Source organism: Mesorhizobium sp. (genome assembly GCF_041661565.1).
Classification (GTDB): Bacteria; Pseudomonadota; Alphaproteobacteria; order Rhizobiales; family Rhizobiaceae; genus Mesorhizobium.
The window spans coordinates 1-3247 of record NZ_JBAZUD010000254.1; the positions used below are offsets into that span (position 1 = coordinate 1).

The 3247-nt window shown below is 63.4% G+C and carries 3 protein-coding genes and 1 pseudogene; 2 read left to right on the top strand and 2 right to left on the bottom strand.

The window, feature by feature from the left end; translation table 11 throughout:
• Window positions 1-23: 23 nt before the first annotated feature.
• Together WC739_RS25110 and WC739_RS25115 are read left to right on the top strand one after the other, a co-directional pair.
• Window positions 24-698 carry a DUF1028 domain-containing protein gene (locus WC739_RS25110; protein WP_372955689.1) on the top strand — a complete coding sequence of 225 codons (675 nt, stop codon included), beginning with the start codon at window positions 24-26 and terminating at the stop codon, window positions 696-698.
• Window positions 699-807: 109 nt separating this feature from the next.
• Complete coding sequence (locus WC739_RS25115) at window positions 808-1743, top strand: LysR family transcriptional regulator (protein WP_372955687.1); 936 nt, start codon at window positions 808-810, stop codon at window positions 1741-1743.
• Here the strand turns inward: WC739_RS25115 and argE are convergent.
• Window positions 1736-2911: an acetylornithine deacetylase gene (gene argE, locus WC739_RS25120; protein ID WP_372955688.1), complete on the bottom strand. Its 1176-nt coding sequence runs from the start codon at window positions 2909-2911 to the stop codon at window positions 1736-1738. The two genes, WC739_RS25115 and argE, sit on opposite strands and share 8 nt — an antisense overlap.
• 108 nt (window positions 2912-3019) lie before the next feature.
• Window positions 3020-3247, bottom strand: a pseudogene (locus WC739_RS25125) (hypothetical protein); the annotation flags it as partial.

The following is a 3247-nucleotide window of genomic DNA, read 5'->3' on the forward strand; positions in this document are numbered from 1 at the left end:
GATTGATTGCCGGATACCAGGACATGACATTCTCCATTGTGGCGCGTTGTGCGAAAACCGGCATGTTCGGCGTCGCCGTCTCTTCCTCGTCGCCGGCGGTGGCAGCGCGATGCGCCTATGCCCAGGCCGGCATCGGCGCGGTGGCCAGCCAGAACGTTACGGATCCGACCCTGGGTCCGAAGGCACTGGAGCTCATGGCGCGCGGGGCTTCGGCCGAAGAGGCTGTCGCCATCCTCCAGCGCACCGCCAGCTTTATCGAATACCGCCAGCTGCTCGTGGTCGATTCCGCCGGCATGAGTTCGATCCATTCCGGTCCGAAATCGCTCGGCATTTGGGCCGAAGCCCGCGCACAGAACGTTGCCTGCGGCGGCAATCTGCTTGCCAATGAAGACGTGCCGCGGGCCATGGTCGAAGACTTTCTCCGCTCGGAAGGCGATCTTGGAGACCGCATCCTTTCGGCCATGCGCGCCGGGCTGACATGCGGTGGCGAGGCCGGCCGCATACATTCCGCGGGCATGAAGCTGGTCCGCGACGTCGCGTGGCCCTTCGCGGACCTCAGATGCGATTGGTCGGAAACGTGTCCGATCGAGGAGCTGACGAAGCTGTGGGACATCTACAAGCCACAGGCCGACGCCTACGTCACGCGCGCCATGAACCCTGCGCAGGCGCCGAGCTATGGCGTGCCCGGCAATGAATAGCTCTCGATCCGATGCCGCGTTTCGACACAGAGCGGCGCCCGGGTGGATATACGGGCAAACGAGAGAGCCGGCGCCTTGATTCCCGCCTGTGAACCGGCAACATAACGCCATGCCGCTTCGTTTCACGCTCAGACAGCTTGAGTATTTTGTCGCCGTCGGTGAGGCGGGCTCTATCGCCAAGGCGGCGGAGCAGGTCAACGTCTCGCCGCCTTCGATTTCCGCGTCCATCGCGCAGCTCGAGGCCGAATTCGGCATCCAGCTTTTCGTGCGCAGGCATTCGCATGGACTGTCGCTGACCGCTGGCGGACGCATTGTCCTCAAGGAGGCTGGCCGCCTGCTTGCCGACGCCGATGCCTTGCACGACATTGCCGGCGACATTTCAGACAAGGTGCGCGGGCCGCTGGCGATCGGCTGCCTGATGACCTTCGCCCAGATCGTGCTGCCCTCGTTGCGGATGAAGTTCGAGAGCGCCAATCCCGACGTGCGCGTCAGGCAGTTCGAGCGCAACCAGGGGCAATTGCTGGAAATGCTGCAGTGTGGAGAGGTCGACCTGGCGCTGACATACGACCTGGAGCTGTCGCAGGACATGGCGTTCGAACCGCTGATCCAGCTTCCGGCCTATGTCATGCTGCCGCCGGAGCATCATCTCGCGACAGCTGCGTCGATCACGCCGGAAGAGCTGGTGGACGAGCCGATGGTGCTGCTCGACCTGCCCTACAGCCGGGAATATTTCCTGTCCGCCTTCCAGCGGAAGGGGCTTCGCCCGAACATCGCCGAGCGGACCAGCGACATCGCGGTGATGCGTTCGATGGTGGCCAATGGTTTCGGCTACGGCATCGCCAACATGCGGCCGCTGCACAACATGTCGCCGGACGGGAAGCCTTTGGTGTTTGTGCCGCTCAACGGCGACATTCGTCCACTGGCATTGGGCGTCTTGCTGCCCAACGCCGAGCATCGGACGCGCACGGTGAGGGCCTTCATCGACCATTGCCGGCAGTTCGTGCTGGAACAGGGCGTGTTTGGAACGGAACGCGCCGTCAAATAGCCTGGTCTTCGCCGCGCCATGGCGATTTCAGCCTCTCCAGGAGGTTGGACAGCATGGCGTCGCAGCGGCGTATCTGCTCGATGGTGACGAATTCGTCCGGTCTGTGGCCCTGCGCCATGGATCCCGGGCCGCACACCACCGTCGGCGTGCCAAGATCGCGGCTGAACAGTCCGCCTTCCGTGCCATAGGCAACCTTGATCGTGTCGTTCGCGCCGGTGAGCGACTTGACGAACTGAACCGCTTGCGAAGCCGCAGGCGTGTCGAGGCCTGGATAGGTGTTCAATACATCGATCTCGATCGCGGCCTCGGCGGCAATTCCATGGGCGGAGGCGGCAATATGATCGGCCTGCTTGCGCAGCCTATCCAGAATTTCGTCGGGATCGTCCGCAGCCACGTTGCGGATCTCGAAATCCAGCGTGCAGAGGTTCGGGACGATGTTGAGCGCAATGCCGGCATTGATGCGTCCGACATGGACCGTGGTGTAGGGAATGTCATAGTCATCGTCCTGCGTGCCGGATTGCGCCAGCCATTCCTGTTCGCCACGCAGCGCGCCGACAAAATCGCAGCCGAGGTGGATGGCGTTAAGCGCCAGGGGTGCCAGCGCCGAGTGTCCCTCCCGGCCCCTGCAGACGGCGCGCGCGCTTATCTTGCCCTTGTGGCCGTTGGCCACCTGCATCCCGGTGGGTTCCCCGACGATACACAGCAATGGCGGGTTAGGGAAAGCCCGCAGCGTTTCGATCAGGCCGCGGACGCCGATGCAGCCGATCTCCTCGTCGTAGGTGAGCGCGAGATGAACCGGCGTTCTCAACTCCATTTTCGAAGCCTTCAAAGCCGCGGCCAGGGCCGAGGCGACGAAGCCCTTCATGTCGGCCGCTCCCCGCCCGTAAAGCCTGCCGTCGCGTTCGGTCATTACGAATGGCGGCACAGTCCAGTCCTGGCCGTCGACGGGGACGACGTCGGTGTGGCCCGACAGCAGAACGCCCCGCACGCCGATCGGACCCATCGTGGCAAACAGGTTGGCCTTGCTGCCGTCCGGGCTGTAGAGGATCTGGCAGGTGGCTCCCGCCTCTTCTAAAAGGTCGGCTGCAAAACGGATCAACTCGATGTTGGAGTCGCGGCTCACCGTTGGAAACGCGATCAGCTTTTCGAGGATCGTGACACTGTCCATAGTTGCAATTCCGCGGCGTGCATCAATATTGGCCGGCGCGCCCAAGCCTCTATGAGCGGACTTGCAACACGCGCCATCCGGGCCGGCAGACGGGAACGCGTCCCGCGCTTACTTCGGCGCCATCCGGATGGCTCCGTCCAGCCGGATCACCTCCCCATTCAACATGGGATTGTCGATGATCGCCTTGACCAGGCTGGCGAACTCACTCGGCTCGCCGAGACGTGACGGAAACGGAACTTGCCGCGCCAGGCTTTCCTGCGCTTCTTGCGGCAGGGATGCCATGAGCGGGGTGAGAAACAGGCCGGGCGCGATCGTCATGACGCGAATTCCATGCCG